Origin of the sequence: Dyadobacter frigoris (assembly GCF_005280585.1) — a bacterium.
Classification (GTDB): Bacteria; Bacteroidota; Bacteroidia; order Cytophagales; family Spirosomataceae; genus Dyadobacter; species Dyadobacter frigoris.
In genome coordinates, this window is the sequence record NZ_SZVO01000017.1 from 165,927 (window position 1) to 182,667 (window position 16,741).

Below are 16,741 nucleotides of genomic sequence, written 5' to 3' on the forward strand. Positions count from 1 at the left end.
GATAATACCTAAAAGTAAGTAACAAAGATAAAGTTAACAATTGTCTGCTCTTAGTTTTAATTGCTGTTATGTTACCTGAAAAATTCAATCTAATGCAAGGTTGAAAGCCAGCCTTTCATTTAAGAAATATTTGTTAGATAAACCCTGATATTTGTAATGAAATGCAGATGTAGCAAATTTCGACTTAAACCTCTGATAAATAAATGAAGATTATTTTTATTTCAATCCTTTTTTATCCCTTCCTTTTATGTGCCCAGACTCCAACCGTATCGGATGCAGACATCCATAAACGTTTTCTGGAAGCAAAAACAAAGTTTTCTTCTTTTGAAAAAGTCCACGGACATTTTATTGATACAAAAAATGTAAGGCTCCATTATCTTTCCTGGGGCAGCCCGTCGGATACACCACTAATTTGGTTACATGGAAGTTTTAGTACCGCATATGAATTTTTGCCCTTTGCTGATCAGCTGGTAAAAGCGGGTTATTATGTCATTGCCATAGATTATTATGGTCACGGGCAGACTAACATTCCCGATCAGGAAGTATCACTGTATCACTTAGCAGATGATGTTAAATTTTTAATGGATTATTTAAAGATTGATAAGTCTGTGATAGGAGGGTGGTCCAGAGGCGGCTTTGTCGCCACTGCTTTTTATGATGCTTATCCTGAAAAGGTACTTGGTTTAATTTTGGAGGATGGAGGATCGGTATCAACCAATACATATTATCATAAAATGGATTCTACGGCACTGCTGACCAGGCTCAAAGAATATGCTGAACAGGTCGTTGCGGATACGTCCTATGCATCAGAATTTGAAGCTTATAAAGCTTTTTTTGATAAAACTCAAAATGAAGACCAGTTTGAATTATTGAATTGGACAAAACAGGATAAATATGGGAAATGGCTATTTGGGCAGGGTTTGTGGAAGTTATTCAATATGAGCACTTTCCAGGAATCTATGGATAATATTTTCCGGCCAACACGTGCCCCGCTTTTTGCAGAATCCATGTCTGTCATTGAACCCAGAATTGTCTACCGGAATCTGCAAATTCCGATGATCATACTTGATCCGGTTGGTAAAGACGATTTGTTCCCTTTTGAAAAGGAAAACGAAGCCTTGAAAAGACAACATCCTGATTTGATCAGCCATGAAATATTTGAAGATACCGGCCATAATATCCATTATCAGCGTCCGGAAAAGTTCACTGAAAAAGTCGTCGGTTTTCTTCAAAGCATAAAATCAATGCACAAAAAATAAACATTTACCATACTGTTTTCTTTATCAGGATTAACTTTTTTATTAACTGATTTTGCCGGAAAATTAAATTAAAAGAAGATTATTCATTGAGACTTTGTCTTCAACAGCGTTTTGTAGAAATTAAAATATGCACGAAAAACTTAGAGTACATATAGAAAAAATAATACCGCTTAGTGATGAAGAGTTTGCATTTGTGCTGACTCATTTTATCTCTAAAAAGTTTAAGAAACATCAATTCCTTATTCAGGAAGGTGAGGCAGTAAAGTATCATTACTTTGTAGTGTCCGGACTTTTAAAGCTTGCTTATACCGATGATACCGAAAAGCAGCATATCGTTTCTTTTGCAATGGAAGACTGGTGGGAAAGTGATTTCTATGCTTTTTACACTCAAACCGAAGCGACCATGTCGCTGGAATGCCTGGAAGATACCCAGGTTTTATGCCTTTCGCTTGAAGACTATAAAAAGCTTTGCGATGGTCTGCAAAAGATGGAACGTTTCTTTCTGGAAAAGGCAAATTTTGGTTTTCTTGGATCACAGCGACGTATCATATCCTGGCTAACATCTAACGCAAAAGAGCGTTATGAACAGCTTCTTAAACAATACCCCTCACTTATTCAGCGTGTACCCAAAAGTCTGATTGCTGCCTATCTGGGTGTTTCCCGCGAAGCCCTAAGCAGATTATCTCCCTAGTGTGACAAACCTCACTTTATATTTGTGAGTTTTGTCAAGACTCCGTTCCGGGTGTTATTTAGAACTTTGCATTGTAAATTTTAAACACTGTGCCTGAATAGGCACACACGCAAAGCTCAATAAAATGGAAAAAACAATCATTAATCCCTGGCAATGGCAGGATAAGCGCAGTTATGTGCAAGCAGTTGAAGTAAAACATGTTGAAAGTACGCTCTATATTTCCGGGCAAACGGCTATAAATCCGGATGGAATATCAAGTAATGAAGACATGAAATCCCAATTAATTCAGGCGCTGCAAAATCTGGAACAGGTGATCAGCGAGGCTGGCTACGAATGCAAAGATATTGTGCGGTTAAATATCTACACAACTTCGACAGCAGAACTTTGGCCTCATTTTGATATTTTTCAGGATTGGATCGCTAAACATGACATTAAGCAATCGCTCACACTGCTGGAAGTGAAAAGTCTTTTTGAAACATTAAAAGTCGAACTAGAGGCCACCGTGGTGAAATAATCAGGTAAAAGAACTGTAATTGTTAACCTCAAATTTGTGATGGACTGAATATATCCATTGCCGGGTTTTATTATATTTATTTTCAGATACTATTGGAATTTAGAGAGTAGTGACCTGCCGGATTTGCCTTTTACTGTGCAATCATCCATATTTAATATAGACCTTATGCTTATCGATAGAAAAACATTTTTAAAAGAAGTTTCTTTGTTAGCCGGCGCGTCTATGATTTCCGCAGATGTTTTGGCAAACTTAGGTCAGCCAATAAAAAGTGATATTAAATTGGGATTTGTCACCTATCTGTGGGGCAAGGACTGGGATGTTGCTGCTCTTATCAAAAACTGCTCGCAAGCCAATATTCACGGGGCAGAACTGCGGGTTGACCATGCCCATAAAGTGATGCCGGAACTTAACGCTGCGCAGAGATCTGAGGTTAAAAAACAGTTTTCCGACAGTCCCGTACAAATTGTTGGACTTGGTACCAATCAGCAATATGACTATCCTGACCAGGCCCAGTTGAAAGCATCTATTGAGCGTACCAAAGCGTTTATCCGGTTAAGCGCGGATGTTGGTGGTTCGGGTGTCAAAGTAAAACCAAACGGGCTGCACAAAAAAGTCCCGGTTGAAAAAACACTGGCTCAGATCGGAGCATCACTCCATGAGCTGGCCAAATACGCGGCAGATCTCGGGCAGCAGTTAAGGCTGGAAGTGCATGGGGAAGAAACCCAGGAGCTTCCCAATATCAAAAAGATCATGGAATACGCAGATCACGGCAATGCGAAAATCTGCTGGAATTGTAATCCACAGGATTTAAACGGGAAAGGATTTCAGTACAATTTTGATCTTGTAAAACAGTATTTCGGAGACACTTGCCACGTCCGTGAATTGGACAGAACTGATTATCCCTACAAAGACCTTCTGGCCAATCTGAATAAAATGAGCTACAAAGGCTGGGTTCTTTTAGAATGTCACACCAATCCGGATGATAAATTAAAATCGATGATCGAACAGCGCAAAGTTTTTGATCGAATGATTTAGATGATCGTGAAAGTTTTTTTTTACCGATGAATAGCGGAAGAGATTTTTTGATGTGAGGCTCCATGAATTCTTTGCTACGGTATGGCACCTTACTTCATTAAATTTAATGTCTACCCATCTTTCTGCACTACCGCATAAAATCCTCTTTTTTGCATGAATAAAAAAATACAATGAGAAGCTTTTGTTGTATTTTTTATAGAATTATGTATTTTTTAATTAAGGCTACCTAGATTGGGCATTTTTAAAATGACTAATAAAATATCCGTAAAGTAAGTTTCTATTTTTTATAAAGGTAGAAACGGTTCTCTTTGTCATACTTTTTTATTTGCCTATATCTTTGATGGTCAGATTGCTGCCGGTAATTAAAAAGCAGTTGTAGCGCCATGGCTTTTTCCAAGTGCAGGCAGACTCCTAACAAATATGAATCCAGCACCTATGAGCGATAGTAACAAGCGAAGACTTAAAATACTGTTTTTGCTATTACTGCCTGTGCTGGGTAGTTTGTTCTGGTATGTTGTTAAGGTATTTCAGTTTCAGAGCAATCAGGAGGAATTTAGTGACGGTATGCTCGCTTTACAGCTTAGCAGAGGGTGGCTTGATGGCCGGCCGGTTTTGCATGATAATTTTTATGGAGACCATGCGCAGCAGCACAATTATTACTTCATTCTTTTTACTGGTTTATTTACCAAATTCACGGGTATTTATGGACTTTTCCTTGCTTATCTGACCCTTTTTTTAGTTTTTTTTTGGCAATGGTTTGGTGGTTTCAAGCGGTTTGACCGCTCACTGTGGACAACGAACTGGCTGGCTGTCGTCTTTTTTGTGTTCGGCCCGATGGCCTATTTTATTTACCTTGATTATTTTGGCTGGCATACTGAGCATTATTTTCTTCCGCTAATGGCGCTGCTTTCGCTAAGTCTGGCCAAGCGGAAATATGTTATGGCTGCGGTTTGGCTGGTGCTCACTTTTCTTGTAAAAGAAACTTCCAGTATTCTGATTTGTAGTCTGTTACTTTTTTGTTCCGTAGTTGATTTAGTGCTTGCTGATGCTTTTAAACCGTGGCTAAGTTATTTTATCAATAAAAGAAATCTGCTTATTATAGCGGTTTGCCTGGTACTTTTTTGTCTTAGCATGTGGTGGCTTTCGCACTTAAACGGACCGCATCCCAGCCGGTTGAGTACCGCACTTTCGCGCATCGGACAAAGCGCAACGCCGGACAAATTGGTTTTATATTCCTTGCTATACCTGGGCATTGGTGCAATCACGCTGCTTATGGGATTATTCCCCTTTAGTATCTGGCTGAAATCATCGCCAGGAATAGGGGTGCTTCTCTGGACACTGGCAGGTTGTTACAGTCTGTTATTTGTGGTGTACCTTTTCGAAACGCTCTATTACTTTCCAACCATTTATCTGAGTGTGTCTTACCCGGCAAGGATAGGTGGATTATGGGCGTTTCTTTTAAGTTCATATATATATTTAAGTTACCGGTTCACTCAGGCAGGTATGGTGGCTTCCGTCCATGCAAGGAGCCGGATTCTTACAGGCCTGATTCTTCAATTTATTTTGAGCTCTTTTATTGTTTCACATCGTTTCAAGATCGACTCGGATTCCCGTAGCCTGGGTATTGCTGCTGCGGATTTTATAAAAACCAAATTGGGGTTAAACCCTTATACCAGCGGTATAGCGCATGAGCTTTATGAGCTGGCAAAGAAGCTTCCGGAAGGTTCTGAGGTCATCGTTCCCAATCAATATATTTCCTATTTCCAAAACATTTATCCGGGCTCCTGGAATTATGATGAGAAGACTGCAAAGCTTTTGGGGAGACCTTTGCTTTATGTTTATGAGAAAAATCTGATTGGTAAAGTCAGCTACTACAAATTTCCACGCGAGGGATATCTTGTTATTCCAAATGATCAACTTCTAATTCTTGCAGATTCAAAATGGTACAATCAACGTTTCAAATGAATGGAGAGCAAAGGGAAAAATGGATCCAAAAAAATGATTATTACTATAAATGTCTGACCCGTTATTTGAAATTTATTGTTCCGGAAGGATCCTCGGTACTGGAAATAGGTTGCGGCACCGGCTTTCTTTTAGAAAAGCTTAAACCTTCCCGGGGCGTTGGAATCGATGTGTCGCCAGAAATGATCAGTTATGCAGCAACCCATCGTGGAGAATATACATTTCATCTCATGGATGCTGAGAACATTTCGCTGGATGAAACCTTTGATTACGTTATTATCAGCGATACGGTCGGCAGCTTTATCGACGTACAAAATGTCTTTGAACAGGTACAAAAGGTATGCAACGCACAGACGCGTCTGATTGTTACCTCTACCAATTTTATTTGGCGACCGGTGCTAAATCTGGCAGAAAATTTTGGTCTGAAAATGCCGCAGAAAAGACAGAACTGGCTGGATATCGGCGATACTACAAATCTTCTTGAGCTGGCAGGTTTTGATGTGATTGACAACTACAAAAAGACTATTTTTCCGAAATACATTCCTTTGGTTTCTACATTCCTGAATAAATATGTCGGCAATTTACCTTTGTTTAATGCCTTGGGACTCATTACCTGCCTGGTCGCCAGAAGCAAAAAGCACCAGCCAAAGCCGGCATTGGAGATCAGTGTCAGTGTTGTAATTCCTGCCCGTAACGAAAAGGGTAACATCGAAGCACTTATCCGAAGAACGCCTCAAATGGGAAAACACACTGAAATTATTTTTGTAGAAGGAAATTCAACCGATGACACCTGGGCCGAAATTCAGCGTTTGGGCACTTATTATAAGGAATTTTATGATATCAAATGGATTCAGCAGGATGGTAAGGGGAAAGGAGATGCGGTTAGAAAGGGATATAGCATTGCTACCGGCGATATTTTAATGATTCTGGATGCGGACATGACTGTGGCTCCCGAAGAGTTGCCCAAGTTTTTTAACGCAATTGCCTCTGGAAAAGGAGAGTACATCAATGGGACGCGGCTTGTATATCCGATGGAAGATCAGGCGATGCAGTTTTTAAATTTACTGGGAAATAAGTTTTTTAGTATAGCTTTTTCATGGCTGTTGGGTCAGGATTTGAAAGACACACTTTGCGGGACCAAGGTTATGAGCCGGGAAAATTACCTGAAGCTGGCCGCAAACCGCTCTTATTTTGGCGAATTTGATCCTTTCGGGGACTTTGACCTTATTTTTGGATCAGCAAAGCTCAATCTTAAATTTATTGAAGTCCCCATCAGGTATAAGGCCCGTACGTATGGTGAAACCAATATTTCACGCTTCAAACATGGCTGGTTGCTTTTGAAAATGACTTTTTTTGCGCTCAATAAAATCAAGTTTATTTGATCGGTTGTTGAAATCTGATAGAAAAAACTTAAACTGCCAAAACTAACGACATTATATTTCACCGTTACATTTGTCCGTTTCAATCAAAAAGCGTTGCCGATAATAGCTTTTGGTTTACTAATTTTAAAATATGAGACCATCGCTTCCAATTCAAAACCTTCACCGGCTGACGCTTTTGATGACTACTTTCATCAATTTATTTGTGTTTGTTATTTTGTTGATCAGTCATGTTGAAACGATTACTTTTGTTATCGGCACATTCTTTCGGGGATTTGTTTTGATTTACCTGCTGGGCCTTGCCAATATTTTCACCTTGCATCTTGTACACTCAAAATATGCCGGGTCTGCAAAAAGGGCGAACCTGCTGAGGTATTTATTGGGAACGCTTTTGTGTTTTGGTATTTATGTAATACTTACAGTGGTATTTGCATATTTGTCAGGCAGACAAAATGAGCTGTTTGACCAAAAAATTATCACCATTCAGTTCATTTCCTACGTTATTTTTACCACGTTAACCATAGTTATGCAGAATCAGGTGCTTTTGCAACATAGCAAAGCGCAGGCGGAACTTGAAAATATGCAGCTGAAAGCAGCAGTTAGTGAAGCTTCAAACCTGCTTTTGAGACAGCAAATACATCCTCATTTTCTTTTTAATTCACTGACAATCTTAAAATCCCTTTATAAGAAAGATGCGGCGAAAGGCGAGTTTTATTTAACAATGCTGGCCAGTTTTCTCAGAGCGTCCATCTCCAATCACTCTTCAAGGATTTCTGTCCTTCAAACTGAGCTGATGCTGTGCATGGATTATATGGAAATGCAGAAAATCAGGTTTGGCAGCGCCGTTGAATATCATGTTGACGTCTCTGAGCAGGCAAAATCGAAATTTGTACCATTTTTTGCCATTCAGGTTTTGCTTGAAAATGCGCTTAAACACAATGCTTTCACGGAGGCAGATCCGTTGAAAATCAACGTTTCAGATCATGATGGATATATAACCGTTGAAAATAATCTTCAGATAAAACTGAATAAGGAAGTATCAACGGGTCTGGGACTGGCAAATCTGGCTGAACGGTATCAGCTTTTATCGGGTGATCAGATCAGTATAAAGCAAAGTTCAGAAAGCTTTTCAGTAACGATTAAGATGTATGAGAATGAAAATTGTAATCATTGAAGATGAAAAGCTGACGGCAGAAGATCTGGCAGAAACCATTATTCAGGCAGAGCCGGAAAGCCAGATCGTTGCCATATTGCAGTCAGTGAAGGAATCAACCGATTATTTCAAAAATAATCAGGCTCCGGATTTGATTTTTAGTGATATCCAGCTTGGCGATGGACTCAGCTTCGAGGTTTTTTCGCAGGTACATTTGACGACTCCGGTGATATTTTGCACCGCCTTTGACGAATATGCTATGAAGGCTTTTAAAGCTAACGGCATTGATTATTTATTAAAACCATTCACATTAACTTCTGTGCAAGCTGCTTTGCAAAAATTTCATAACCTGAAGCGTCCGGTTGCCGGTGCCAAAGATAACTACCTCCAGGACTTTATTCGGGAATTTTCAGTTCAATATCAGCCCAGACAGTCTTCCATTCTGGTGTATTATAAAGATATGATCCTGCCGATTAAAATGGAAGATATAGCTTTGTTTTATGTTGAAAATGAAATTACACATCTTCTAACCTTTGACCAGAAACTTTATTATCCCAAAAACAATCTGGATGAGCTCGAAAAAGTAACCGGCAATCAATTTTTCCGGGCCAACAGACAATGCCTTTTAAGCAGAAGGAGTGTGGTGAATGCATCGAGCTATCTATCCAGGAAATTATCGGTCGCTGTTTCGGTTCCGTTTAATGATATTATTACTGTTAGTAAAGAGAAAACTCCGCAGTTTCTGGCCTGGTTATCGGGACATTGAATGTTATGTCCCAGGTTTTTAGCTGTTTGGCTGCTTTTTTATGTATTTCTTGATGCTATAAATGAAAGGAAACATAGTGACAGGCATCCATTATGCCGAAGGGGAATTATCCTGGTATCTTGAAGTTTTGATTTAAAACCGGCGGTAATTCCAGCTCAGCCCGCCTTGCCAGCCAAGCCATGCCTGTGCGTTCTGGCCGACTTTAAACCGAAAAAATCCTTTGTCGGCAAAGGACTGGTAATCGGTTTTGAATTCTTTTTGTTGGGAAGAAAAAAGAGAAAATGATGGCCCCGCGTTCAGTGAGAATTGCTTGCTTAGCTTAATATCCAAACCGGTTTGAAGGCGATAAACGATTGGCTGGTTTGTCCATTTTCCCAGATAAATGCTCTGATGGGTTATTTCAGTATTGAATTTCAGGTTTTTGTTTAAAATAAATTCATGGCCAAAACCAAAGCCAAAGATGTTTGCTTTATGTCTGATATTCATAGACGAGCCAACAATGAAGATATTATACAATTTGCTGTTTCCTGATTTCCAGGCTATATTCCACGGTACAAGTTCATTAGCGTAAAGGGAAACCTGGCCACTTCCTTTTTTTACAATATTGAGAAAACCAATGCTGTAACCGGAAGAAGTGTCAGAAAGGTTAACCATTCCGATCTGAACGCCTTTTAGATTTTTAGCATAATTAAATACCGCAGCCACTTGCAAGCCTCTCATGTTTTTGCCGCTGATATTGCCCAGCGAGCTTATTTGTGCGCCATGGATGCCACCTCTGGCAAAGTTTCCGGCACCAGAAATTTGAACACCCTTCACAAGGCCATGGACAAAACCTCCAGCTCCGGATAACTGTACTCCGCTCAATGAGTCCATAATCTGGTTATAAATGCCCACGATTTGTAAGCCTTTGAAATTTCCGGCAACAGCATTAAATGTCGTTGCCATCTGTAAGTACCTGGCGTCTTTTTTGGATATATTAAAAAGCCCACCGATCTCGACCCCATTCACACCGGCCGTGTAACCTCCATAGATATTTAATGAAAATTTGTTGGTTATCTGCGGGCTTAACCTCCCATGTGTGCTTAAACCAGGAGTCAGGGAAGCCTGGAATGGAAGAGCAATAAAAAAATTGCTCAGGTTACGACTTTGCGCACGCAGGCGTGATGAAACCAATAATCTTGCGAGCCAAAAATGACTTTTCTCTGAATTTGTAATAACCAATGTATCCAGATCAATGGCTTTTGGGTAGATAAAAACCTTGATACCTGAATCGGTTTCAGAGTTAACAACGATTGAAGTATCCGCATAACCTATTTTGCTGAATGTCAGTGTATACGGGAAAGTTCTGTCGTGAAATCGGAGTTTAAATAAACCTGCGTCATCAGTTAAATCGGAAACCAGTTGCTGTTTGGAATATACGCTGGCATAATCCACTTCTTTTTTTGTTTCAAAATCAAGGACCTGACCAGTAATATGGTAATATTTTTCTTTCGGTGCTCTTTGAATAATAATATAGTTGCCCTTCTCCCTAAGCAAATATTTCCCCTGCAACATAATTTCCAAAACCCGTTTAACAGATACAGATTTTACTGAAACCGATACAAGGCTGTCGCCGGGCACTATGTCACTATTGTAGCTGAATGCAAATTTACCCTGCTCTTCAATCAATTTTAAAACTTGCGCAACAGGCTGGTTTCTTACCGAAACCGAAATATTTTCATTTAGTAATTTCTGCGCGTGACAAGCTGGTAACAGAAAAAAAAATGTTACCAGTGCAGTTAAACAGAAAATAAGGCAGAGTCGGTTCATATAAAAAGGGCGCTATCAATAAAGCGCCCTTTTTCGTGATATTTGTTTCGGGTCGCCATTCAAAGTAAGCGAATTTTAATGAATCTACTATTTAATATGAATGGTTCTATGCCTTGTAAATCATAAGAGCTTCGGTTTGCGGTTGCGGTTTCTTTGCAAACCGGACAATCAGCTTTTCAATGATCAAATACATAGACGGCACTACAAAAAGCGTTAGTAACATTGAGCTGGTCAGGCCGCCTATGATCACCCAGGCCATGCCGTTTTTCACTTCCGAACCTGGTCCGCTGGCAAGTGCAATGGGCAGCATCCCCAGGATCATCGCAAGCGTTGTCATCAGGATCGGACGCAGCCTTTCCTTGCCTGCTTCAATCAGCGCATCATGCGCCGAATGCCCTTTGCTTTTGAGCTCATTGGTGAAATCTACAATTAAAATGGCATTTTTTGACACAAGCCCAAGCAGCATGATCACACCGATGATAGAGAAAATATTAAGTGTTTCCATTGTTAATGCAAGAGCCAGAAATGCACCGATCAAAGCTACCGGTATTGAAAATAATACGACAAACGGGTATATCAGGCTTTCATAAAGCGCTACCATGATCAGGTAAACCAGCAGAATAGCAGTCACCAAAGCCGTTCCCAGGCTTCCAAATGCATCTCCCTGGTTTTTGGTATCACCCAAATATTCGATCGTAACACCCTCTGGCAGTTTTATTTTGGCGGCTTTCAGCGCTATCTCGTCGGAAACAGATCCAATCGGCCGGCCTACGACATTGGCATTGACGGTGATAGCGTTCAGACGGTTGTTGCGCTGCAATACACTTTCTCCCAGGCCATCGCCGACCTGGGCAAACTGGCTTAATACAAAGCTTTGCCCGTCACTATTGGCAAAAGAAAGGTTTTTAACATTGCTGATCTGGGAGCGGTTATACTGGTCCAGGCCAATTTTGATATCATATTCATTGCCAGACTGCTTGAATTTACTTTTATCATCACCGCTGAAAGCGTTTTGCAGGGCACCGCCAACCTGGCTTGCATCAAGACCCAGTAATGTCATTTTTTCACGGTCAAGTTTTACATCCACTTCCTGCTTTTGATCCTTCACAGACAACTCAACGAACTGCGTTCCGGGAATGCTGGCAATGGTATCTTTGAACTGAGCTGCCACTTTTCTTACCTCGGCCAGGTTTATTCCTTTAATGGCAACCTGAATCGGTGCTGAACTTTGTCCGGATATGCTTGTAGCCGCAGAAGATACTTTGATTCCCGGAATGATTGCGCTGATTTCCTGCTGCATTTTCAGCCCAAATTCACCCGGCGTAAAGTTCCTTTCCTTTTTATCGACCAGACTCACCGTTAATTCAGCCAGATTACCGTTGTTGGCCGCCCCTGAAACACTTCCCGATACAAAACCAATACTTGAAAAAACATTGATAACCTCAGGTTTTTGCATGATCATTTTTTCAACCTGCTGTGTTACCATATTGGTCTGATAAATACTGGCAGAAGGATCCAGCTCAATTTTCATGATCAGCTCTCCCTGGTCTGCGGCAGGAATAAAAGTCGCACCGATAAAGCCTTTGCCAAGAAGCATCAGGGATCCGGCAATAAGAATGATCACACCCGAAAGCAGCCAGCGTTTTTTTCCAAGCGCAATTTCAAGAAGATAAGCATAATCATCTTTCAACTGGTCAATAAAGCGCTCAAAACCAAGGTTGATCTTTCCCCAGAGCGTTTTTGGATTCATCACTTCAATCTTTCCAAATCTGCTTGCAAGTAGTGGTGTTACGGTAAAGGAAACAAAAAGGCTCATCAGTGTGGAAATAACCACAACCAGTGAAAATTCACGAAGAATGGAGCCGATAATACCACCAGAAAGTGCCAGGGGAAGAAACACAACGACATCTACGAGCGTAATGGCAAGGGCAGTGAAACCGATTTCGCTTCGCCCGTCCAGTGCTGCCTTTTTTCTGTCCGAACCCATTTCCAGATGCCGGTAAATATTTTCCAGGACCACAATGGAATCATCCACCAAAATACCCACAACTAGCGAAAGCGCCATCAGTGACATCATGTTCAGCGAAAAACCAAGAAAATACATCACGATAAATGTTGGAATAATCGAGCACGGAAGCGCGATTAAAACAAACATGGAACTTCTGAAGCTATGCAAAAATGCAAGCATGACAAGTCCTACAATGATAATAGCCAGCACGAGATCCTCCATCACCGCATGGGCGGATGAAAGTGTATAGGTGCTCTGATCGCTGGAAACTTCAAATTTTATGTCCTGGGATTTAAACTGGCTTTCCAAAGAAGCGAATTTTTCTTTCACCAGCCGGCTGACGTCAACCGCATTGGCATCAGACTGTTTAATCAGCTGTATTCCAATGGAAGGGGCACCGTTAATATGATTGATAGCGGTCGTCTTAGCCGTAGCATCCACTACTTCGGCAACATTTTCAAGATAAACTTTTCCACCTTTCCGGTCGTTTGAAACGATAAGCTTTCTGATCTGCTGGACTGAATTTACATTAGCATCATAACGGATCGAAAACTGCTGGTTTTTGGTTTCAATCTGACCGGCCGGAAAGGACTGGTTTGCCTTTGCCACGGCCATAGTGACCTGGGCAATGCTTAAATTGTATGCTTTCAGTCTGGCCTGATCAACATTAACCTGTATTTCCCGCTCATCACCGCCAATAATATTAACCTGGCCAACACCCTGGATGTTTTGCAAAAGCGGGCGCACCTGAAGATCAATCAAATCGTACAATTCCCTCGGCGCAAGTTTTGATGTCACCCCGGCTTTGATCACCGGAGTTTCTTCCAGGCTAATTTTGTTAACAATAGGCTTGTCGATATTATCAGGCAGCTCATTTTGGGCCTGATCGGCTTTACGCTGAATGTCGCGCTCGGCTTTGTCTACATCGGCATCACTTTTCAGCGTTACCGAAATCTGGGATACTCCCTCCTGGGACGTCGAGCTGATCTGGTCAAGACCTTCAATGGAAGCAAAGGCGTCTTCAAGCTTTTTGGTTACCGAACTTTCCACTTCTGCTGCCGAGGCTCCCGGATAAAGTGTGCTGACACTGACGACGTTGACCTGGATTTTTGGCAGTAAATTGTAGTTGAGCTGAAAATAGCTCTGTACGCCAAAAAGTATAAGTACAGTAAATATGACAACGATTAATAAGGGCCGTTTAACGGCTATTTCTGAGATTGACATGCCGTTTCGATTAATTTGATAAACTGACTTCGCTTCCGTTTTTTAAGTTGATCTGTCCGGAGGTAACTACGCGGTCTGCGGCTTTCAAACCGCTGATAATTTCAATAAATCCCTCCGTTTCTCTTCCGGGCTGCACGGATTTTAAGGTTACCCGGTTATCTTCTCCGATGACATACACAGAGGCATTTTTTACACTTTCAGTAAGTGCTTCGCGGGGAATAACCAGGATCGTTTGTTTTGACTTACGGGAAAAATCAGCGTAAACAAAGGTTCCGGAGCGTAGCGGCGACTGTGAGGTATTGTCGATCATAATTTCTGCTAAATAGTTATGCGTAGCATCAGCCTGAGGGCTGATAAAACTAACCTTGCCCGGAAATACCACGTCAGGATATACGTCTGTTGTGATTTTAACAGATTGACCTGTTTTAATTTGATAAACCTCTGCTTCGGTAAGGTTTACCTGCACTTTGGTCCGGGTAAGATTGATGATGGTTGCTATCTCTGAACCCGCATTTGCGAAGACCCCTTCTTCCATATTTTTTGTCGAAATAGTGCCGCTCGTTGGTGCTTTAACCGAAGCATCTGCCAGCTGTTTTTTAATCTGATCAACCTGGACCTGCGCATCATTATAATTTTGGCGGATCTCTGATAGTTTTTCCCTTGTGGTTGCTTTCCCTTCCAGAAGTTCAGTATAGGTTTGTACATCTGCTTTCAATTTGGCAAGAGAACTCCCGGCTTTTTGAAGATCAAGCTGGGCAGTTCTGTTATCCATAACGGCCAGCACCTGTCCCTGACGCACCTGATCACCAAGTTCGAAACGTACTTTTTGCAGAATCCCGCTGCTGGTTGTGATCACTTTTGATTCTTTAAAAGGAGCCAGATTCCCTGTTTTGATAATGCTTAATTCCAAAAGCTGCTCTTTTGCCGCAGCATATTTAACCGGGATTTTAACTGCTATTTTTTTCTGAGGCGTATTATTTTCATCGATCTGCTTTTTGTTGGCCGTGAGTTTATAAGTGATCAGAAGAATCACCGCGAGAAGGCCGATTGATATAATGTATTTGCGTTTCATGATGTATTTTTAAAGCGAGTTATGAAAGGTTTTTAAAGTGCCATTCGCCTTTTCAAGATCGATTTTGGCTATTAAAAAATTATAGAGAGAATTCAGGTAATTGCTTTGCGCCTCTTTGAGTGAGTATTGTGAGTTTAACCAGTCTGTCAAACCGGTCACACCTTTCTGGTATTGAAGATCTGTGCTTTTGAAGACCGACTCGGCCAGTCCGATGTTTCTTTTATCATTGTCCAGACTGCTTTGCGCTTTAATCAGTTTGGTACGGGCATTGTCAAATTCCAGATGAAAAGTTTCCTGGTCTAATTTTAGATTTTCCCGTGCATTGACCTGTTTAATCCTGGCCTGGTTATATTGTGCGTTGCGTTTGAATCCATCAAAAACCGGAATGGCAAGTTTGATACCGACAGCAGAATAATCGCTTAAACCTGATATCGATTCGTTTAGTTTATCTCCAAACCCGATGTAGCCATATTTGGCATAGGCTGTCAATTTCGGAAGTGCCGTGGCACGGATCCTTGCCTGGTCAATGTCCAAAAGTGCTATGTTAACCTCGGACAATCTGTAATCGATTCGGTTGGCAGCATTAAAGGAAGCAAAGTCACGAAACATAATTTGCGTTTGGTCAGCTGCCGGTTCATCCGGAACAAAATTCTGAATTTGAAGTGTATCGCTTAGTGAATAACCCATCACATTCTTTAACTGGTTTTGGGACAGTTCCAGATCGCTTTCAGCTGCCAGTATCTGGGAGCTGGTATTGTTGTAGTTCACCTGAATCTTATTGACATCCGATTCTATGGCAACTCCCTTTTCCAGTTGAAGCTTCGAGATATTCAATTGCTGCTGATAGGTTTCCCGGTTGGATTGCAAAAGCGCCAGCTGCTGACGATAGACAAAAATCTGGTAGTAAGCATTGCTGATGTTGTAGATGATCGTTTCATCGTTTTGTTCGCTGTTGAGCTGAGCTTGCTGTTGGGCAAACTTGTTAGCTTTCAGGCCAGTAATCAGCGATTGGTCAAAAATAGTCTGGTCCACCTGGGCAACAACATTGCTGTTGAATTTCTTGGTAAATGCTACCTTAATATCCGTGGGGCCAAATACACCGGCAGGAATCACAGACTGCTGCACTTTGAGGTTATCATCAATACTTCCATTGATGTTGACCGTTGGTAAGTAAGCAGCCTTTGCTTCTTTTGCCTTAAACTGCGCAGCATCCTGGTCATTTCTATATACAATGGTGCTGCGATGATGTTTAAGACCGTAGTCAATACATTGTTTTAAACTCAGACGCTCCTGTGCCCGGGCTGAAACGGACAGGGCTGTGATTAATATTAGAAACAGATACTTTTTCATTTTGGCTTGAATTTGCACATCCTGTGCATGTTTGATAAGCCAAAATTCAGTCTTAGCCAGATTAAACCTTAGTAGTTCATCATTGAGACGGACAAAATCATGGTTGAAAATGATGAGGTGTTGGTATTGTTATATTTTTTGTAAATTTTAGTTAAAAATTCAAATCAGAGCATTGTATTTTTCAGGATTTAATTTCAACCTGATTTTTGTCCGTTTCAATCTAAGAGTATGTTTTGGATTGTATTAAACTAACAATGAGAGCCAGTCGTTAAACTTGTTGAATCTCACCTCAAACAAGTTTTAATGAAAACGAATTTCACAGAAATGACTGACTCTCAATGGCAATTTGTAGAAAAAATAATTGACAACAAAAGATCAAGAAAACATTCCTTGCGAACCATAGTAAATGCCATATTATGGTTAAATGAAACTGGTGTTCAATGGCGGAATATAGATAGCAAATATCCTGCTTGGCAGACAATTTACTATCATTTTAGGCAATTTAAACTACGTGGGATT

The 16,741-nt window shown here is 40.9% G+C and carries 14 protein-coding genes; 9 read left to right on the plus strand and 5 right to left on the minus strand.

What is annotated here, in order from left to right:
- Positions 1-203 precede the first annotated feature (203 nt).
- From FDK13_RS28540 to FDK13_RS28555, 4 genes are all read left to right on the plus strand, one after another.
- Positions 204-1,259 (plus strand): alpha/beta fold hydrolase, encoded by a 1,056-nt coding sequence (locus FDK13_RS28540; RefSeq protein ID WP_137343433.1) that lies wholly within the window; start codon positions 204-206, stop codon positions 1,257-1,259.
- A gap of 127 nt (positions 1,260-1,386) precedes the next feature.
- Entirely contained in the window at positions 1,387-1,950 is a 564-nt protein-coding gene (locus tag FDK13_RS28545) for a Crp/Fnr family transcriptional regulator (RefSeq protein WP_137343434.1), read from the plus strand.
- 124 nt (positions 1,951-2,074) lie between these two features.
- Positions 2,075-2,464: a RidA family protein gene (locus FDK13_RS28550; RefSeq protein WP_137343435.1), complete on the plus strand. Its 390-nt coding sequence runs from the start codon at positions 2,075-2,077 to the stop codon at positions 2,462-2,464.
- Between the two features lie 165 nt (positions 2,465-2,629).
- Positions 2,630-3,499 carry a sugar phosphate isomerase/epimerase family protein gene (locus FDK13_RS28555; RefSeq protein ID WP_137343436.1) on the plus strand — a complete coding sequence of 290 codons (870 nt, stop codon included), beginning with the start codon at positions 2,630-2,632 and terminating at the stop codon, positions 3,497-3,499.
- 362 nt (positions 3,500-3,861) lie between these two features.
- Here FDK13_RS28555 and FDK13_RS36730 read toward each other — a convergent pair whose 3' ends face one another.
- The gene (locus FDK13_RS36730) at positions 3,862-3,966 is read right to left on the minus strand and encodes a hypothetical protein (protein ID WP_374756117.1); all 105 of its coding nucleotides are present in this window, start codon (positions 3,964-3,966) and stop codon (positions 3,862-3,864) included.
- Here FDK13_RS36730 and FDK13_RS36240 point away from each other — a divergent pair.
- The 4 genes from FDK13_RS36240 to FDK13_RS28575 all read left to right on the plus strand — a co-directional run bounded on the left by FDK13_RS36240 (position 3,920) and on the right by FDK13_RS28575 (position 8,759).
- The gene (locus FDK13_RS36240) at positions 3,920-5,464 is read left to right on the plus strand and encodes a hypothetical protein (protein ID WP_229216249.1); all 1,545 of its coding nucleotides are present in this window, start codon (positions 3,920-3,922) and stop codon (positions 5,462-5,464) included. The two genes, FDK13_RS36730 and FDK13_RS36240, sit on opposite strands and share 47 nt — an antisense overlap.
- Positions 5,440-6,843: a glycosyltransferase gene (locus FDK13_RS28565; protein ID WP_229216250.1), complete on the plus strand. Its 1,404-nt coding sequence runs from the start codon at positions 5,440-5,442 to the stop codon at positions 6,841-6,843. The genes FDK13_RS36240 and FDK13_RS28565 overlap by 25 nt, the downstream gene beginning before the upstream one ends.
- 130 nt (positions 6,844-6,973) lie before the next feature.
- Entirely contained in the window at positions 6,974-8,014 is a 1,041-nt protein-coding gene (locus tag FDK13_RS28570; protein ID WP_137343437.1) for a sensor histidine kinase, read from the plus strand.
- Complete coding sequence (locus FDK13_RS28575) at positions 7,995-8,759, plus strand: LytR/AlgR family response regulator transcription factor (RefSeq protein WP_137343438.1); 765 nt, start codon at positions 7,995-7,997, stop codon at positions 8,757-8,759. Before FDK13_RS28570 ends, FDK13_RS28575 begins: the two co-directional genes overlap by 20 nt.
- Positions 8,760-8,891: 132 nt before the next feature.
- Here the strand turns inward: FDK13_RS28575 and FDK13_RS28580 are convergent, their stop codons facing one another.
- From FDK13_RS28580 to FDK13_RS28595, 4 genes are all read right to left on the minus strand, one after another.
- Positions 8,892-10,568: a carboxypeptidase-like regulatory domain-containing protein gene (locus FDK13_RS28580; RefSeq protein WP_229216251.1), complete on the minus strand. Its 1,677-nt coding sequence runs from the start codon at positions 10,566-10,568 to the stop codon at positions 8,892-8,894.
- Positions 10,569-10,674: 106 nt separating this feature from the next.
- Positions 10,675-13,800, minus strand: a complete 3,126-nt coding sequence (locus FDK13_RS28585; protein ID WP_137343439.1) for an efflux RND transporter permease subunit — start codon at positions 13,798-13,800, stop codon at positions 10,675-10,677.
- A gap of 10 nt (positions 13,801-13,810) precedes the next feature.
- Positions 13,811-14,872, minus strand: coding sequence for an efflux RND transporter periplasmic adaptor subunit (locus tag FDK13_RS28590; RefSeq protein ID WP_137343440.1), 1,062 nt, complete (start codon positions 14,870-14,872; stop codon positions 13,811-13,813).
- 9 nt (positions 14,873-14,881) lie between these two features.
- Positions 14,882-16,222 (minus strand): TolC family protein, encoded by a 1,341-nt coding sequence (locus FDK13_RS28595; protein ID WP_137343441.1) that lies wholly within the window; start codon positions 16,220-16,222, stop codon positions 14,882-14,884.
- A gap of 303 nt (positions 16,223-16,525) precedes the next feature.
- Here FDK13_RS28595 and FDK13_RS28600 point away from each other — a divergent pair.
- Positions 16,526-16,741 (plus strand): transposase (locus tag FDK13_RS28600; protein ID WP_137341583.1); only part of this gene is annotated, 216 nt, incomplete at its 3' end.

Coding starts and splice junctions, on each gene's coding strand:
- FDK13_RS28540 (WP_137343433.1), top strand. CDS start 204: ATGAAGATTATTTTTATTTCAATCCTTTTTTATCCCTTCCTTTTATGT.
- FDK13_RS28545 (WP_137343434.1), top strand. CDS start 1,387: ATGCACGAAAAACTTAGAGTACATATAGAAAAAATAATACCGCTTAGT.
- FDK13_RS28550 (WP_137343435.1), top strand. CDS start 2,075: ATGGAAAAAACAATCATTAATCCCTGGCAATGGCAGGATAAGCGCAGT.
- FDK13_RS28555 (WP_137343436.1), top strand. CDS start 2,630: ATGCTTATCGATAGAAAAACATTTTTAAAAGAAGTTTCTTTGTTAGCC.
- FDK13_RS36240 (WP_229216249.1), top strand. CDS start 3,920: ATGAATCCAGCACCTATGAGCGATAGTAACAAGCGAAGACTTAAAATA.
- FDK13_RS28565 (WP_229216250.1), top strand. CDS start 5,440: ATGGTACAATCAACGTTTCAAATGAATGGAGAGCAAAGGGAAAAATGG.
- FDK13_RS28570 (WP_137343437.1), top strand. CDS start 6,974: ATGAGACCATCGCTTCCAATTCAAAACCTTCACCGGCTGACGCTTTTG.
- FDK13_RS28575 (WP_137343438.1), top strand. CDS start 7,995: ATGAAAATTGTAATCATTGAAGATGAAAAGCTGACGGCAGAAGATCTG.
- FDK13_RS28580 (WP_229216251.1), bottom strand. CDS start 10,568: ATGAACCGACTCTGCCTTATTTTCTGTTTAACTGCACTGGTAACATTT.
- FDK13_RS28585 (WP_137343439.1), bottom strand. CDS start 13,800: ATGTCAATCTCAGAAATAGCCGTTAAACGGCCCTTATTAATCGTTGTC.
- FDK13_RS28590 (WP_137343440.1), bottom strand. CDS start 14,872: ATGAAACGCAAATACATTATATCAATCGGCCTTCTCGCGGTGATTCTT.
- FDK13_RS28595 (WP_137343441.1), bottom strand. CDS start 16,222: ATGAAAAAGTATCTGTTTCTAATATTAATCACAGCCCTGTCCGTTTCA.